General features: G+C 72.6%; 2 protein-coding genes. One reads left to right on the top strand and one right to left on the bottom strand.

What is annotated here, in order from left to right; genetic code table 11:
- Positions 1 to 2,418 (top strand): DEAD/DEAH box helicase (locus tag PV363_RS16740; RefSeq protein ID WP_301022943.1); only part of this gene is annotated, 2,418 nt, incomplete at its 5' end.
- 75 nt (positions 2,419 to 2,493) lie between these two features.
- Here PV363_RS16740 and PV363_RS16735 read toward each other — a convergent pair.
- Positions 2,494 to 3,253, bottom strand: a 760-nt coding sequence (locus tag PV363_RS16735; protein ID WP_301022942.1) for a hypothetical protein, incomplete at its 5' end; no start/stop codon positions are given.

Below are 3,253 nucleotides of genomic sequence, written 5' to 3'. Positions count from 1 at the left end.
GCCCTCACCGACGCCGATCACGCGATGCTGCGGCGCCTCGGCGACCAGCTGCACGTGGCCCACGACGTCGCGCCCCTGGTCTCGGCCCGGCGCTTCTTCGCCGGGCGCGAGCGCAAGGCGGAGGCGGCGGCGTCCGCGGACGTCCTGAGATCACTGCACGCCTGGGGCTCCGCCCTCGGTCTCGGGTCACGGCTCGAGCACCTCGCACGCTCGACGGACATGCACGACGTGACGCGGATGACCGTGTCCGACCTCCTCGAGCCCTCGCTCGGCCTGGCCGACGACCTCGCCCACCTCGGCCGCGCTCCGGAGATCGTGCCCGGCGAGGTGCTGCACCCGCTCGCAGGGGCAGTCGCCGTGATCACCCGAGCCGTCGCCGCGGAGTCGTCGTACAGGGACGCGGCGAAGGAGGCCGGCGAGGCCGTACGAGGCGCCGCGGTCGACCGGCTGCTCGCGGAGATGCCGATCGACGCTCTCAAGGACGCGACGCGAGACCGGCTTCGGCTCGGTCCGCTGCGGGACGCCCAGGTCTCGACCGTCGCGCAGGTCCTCGCCGCCGGCCGCGAGCTGGCCTCGCTCCCGGGACTCGGTCCGACGACGGCGACGCAGATGGTCGGCGCCGCCCGCACCCTCTGGCAGATCACGTACGACGAGACGCCGGTGCGCGTCGACGTGGCCAGGCGCGACGGAGAGACGACACGCCTGCTCGACCACCTGGCGAGCTGGGACGCCGCGCGCGCGACCCGGGGCGCGACCGCCGACCTCGCACGGACCGAGGAGCTCGGGCCGCTGGCCTCCGCCGTGCGCGGTCACGTGACCCACGTGCTCGTGCTGCGTGTCGCAGGGCACGAGGTCGTCGACCTCCTCGCCGGCGCGGACGCGGTCGTACGGAGGGCAGCGATGATCGCCACGGGCGGCCGTGGTCCCGCGCGGTCGCGCGTCACCGACGACCCGTGGGACGACTTCCTGGCACGGCCCGCCGACTACTTCGCGATGCTCGCCGAGCTCGGGTTCCTCGTCGAGGACGACGCCAAGACGCACGGTGACCTCCCGGACGAGATCATCGAGGCCGTACGCGCCCTCGAGCTCAAGGGCGACGCGCTCAACGCCTCGCTCCGCGGTTACCAGAGCTTTGCGGCGCGGTTCGCGCTGGTGCAGCGCAAGGTGATCATCGGTGACGAGATGGGCCTCGGCAAGACCGTCGAGGCGCTGGCGGTCTTTGCGCACCTGCACAGCGCGGGGGAGACGCACTTCGTCGTGGTCTGTCCCGCGGCCGTCGTGACCAACTGGACCCGCGAGGTCGCGAGCAAGTCGACGTTGCGGGCACTTCGCGTCCACGGGCCGAGCCGCGAGGGTGCCGCCCAGGCATGGGTACGCCGCGGAGGCGTCGCCGTCACGACGTACGAGACCCTCGGTCGCCTTGACCCGTACCTCGACCAGGTCGACACGCTCAGCTGTGTCGTCGTCGACGAGGCGCACTACATCAAGAACCCAGCCGCGCAGCGCTCCCAGCGGACGGCGGCGCTGCTCGACCGCGCCGAGCGTGCCGTGCTGCTCACCGGCACGCCGCTCGAGAACCGCGTCGAGGAGTTCCGCAACCTCGTCGGCTACGTCCGCCCGGACCTCGTCGTCGACGTCCATGGGCTCGCGCCGCACCGGTTCCGGCGCCAGGTGGCACCGGCGTACCTGCGGCGCAACCAGGAGGATGTCCTCGACGAGCTCCCCGGGCTGGTCGAGGTGGACGAGTGGCTGCCCATGACGCGCGACGACGAGCGGGCGTACCGCGAGGCCGTGGTGGCGGGCAACTTCATGGCGATGCGGCAGGCGGCGATGCTCGCGAGCGACAGCCAGAAGATGGAACGCCTGATCGACGTCGTCGAGGAGGCCGAGGCGAACGACCGGCGCGTGATCGTGTTCTCGCACTTCCGCGAGGTGCTGTCACGGGTCGCCCGCGAGCTCCCCGGCCCGGTCTTCGGGCCGCTGACGGGCTCGGTGCCGGCGGCCGCGCGGCAGGACATGGTCGACAAGTTCGCCGCCGCCGGCAACGGTGCCGTGCTCGTCGCGCAGATCGTCGCGGGCGGCGTCGGCCTGAACATCCAGGCAGCCTCGGTCGTCATCATCTGCGAGCCACAGCTCAAGCCCACGACCGAGGCGCAGGCGGTGGCGCGTGCGCACCGGATGGGGCAGCTGAAGTCCGTCCAGGTCCACCGGCTGCTGTCGGAGGACGGCGTGGATCGCCGCATCACCGAGATCCTCGCGGAGAAGCGGCGGTTGTTCGACGACTTCGCCCGGGTCAGCGCCACCGCGGAGAGCGCACCGGAGGCCCTCGACATCTCCGAGGGAGAGCTGGCGCGGGAGGTCGTGGCCACCGAACGCAAGCGGCTGCTGACGCAGGACCTCGACACGCCGGGGAAGTGACCGCGAGCCTCCGCCGTACGACGAAGGGCCGACCGCCTCCCGGCGACCGGCCCCTCGCCGTACGTTCTCAGACGGTCATCGTCGGACCTGGATCCGCACCACCTTCTTCGCCGAGGTGAGGTTCGCGTTGCCGAGGTAGCGCACGGTCACCTTCTTGGTGCCTCGCGACAGGCGGGGGAGTCGCACCGACCCCTTGCCCTTGGCGTTGACACGGACGGCGAACGACCGCGTGCCGACCTTGACCAGCGCCGTACCGCGAGCGTTCACACCCTTGGCCCTGACCGTGATCGCGACCTTCGCGCGCCGCGAGGTCGTCACGCGCTTCGGCGTCACCGTGACGCCGACTTTGGCCCTCGCCTTGGTCACCCGCAGCACCACCGGCCCCGCGGTGGTGGCACCGACGGTGGCCGTCCCGCGATAACGAGCAGTCACGATCCGCGGCCCCGCCGTACGGAACGGGCCGAGCCTCACGCTCGTACGGCCCTGTCGGTCCAGCGTCCCCGTGCCGACCCGCCGGCCGTCCAGGAATACGTCGACCGTGCCCGAGCCGGCCGTCGTCCGGCCGTCCTCGGTCACCCGGACCCCGACCGCCGCCACGGCAGTCGACCTGCCGGCGGCGATGCGTGTCGGCTTCACCGTCAGCGTCGCCGCAGCGACGGGCACGCTCGTCGCGGGCGTCACCCTGAGAACGACCGGCAAGGACGTGCTCGGCGCCAGCTCCGCACTCCCGCCGTACGTCGCCGTCACGAGGTGGCTGCCCGGCGTCGCGATCGCCGCGAGCGGGACCTTGGCGCGGCCCTGCGCGTCGATCTCTGCCGATCCGGACGCCTCCCCG

It is taken from the genome of Mumia sp., from assembly GCF_028803055.1.
In the GTDB taxonomy this organism is placed as follows: Bacteria; Actinomycetota; Actinomycetes; order Propionibacteriales; family Nocardioidaceae; genus Mumia.
This window is presented reverse-complemented; position numbering and strand designations above follow the sequence as displayed.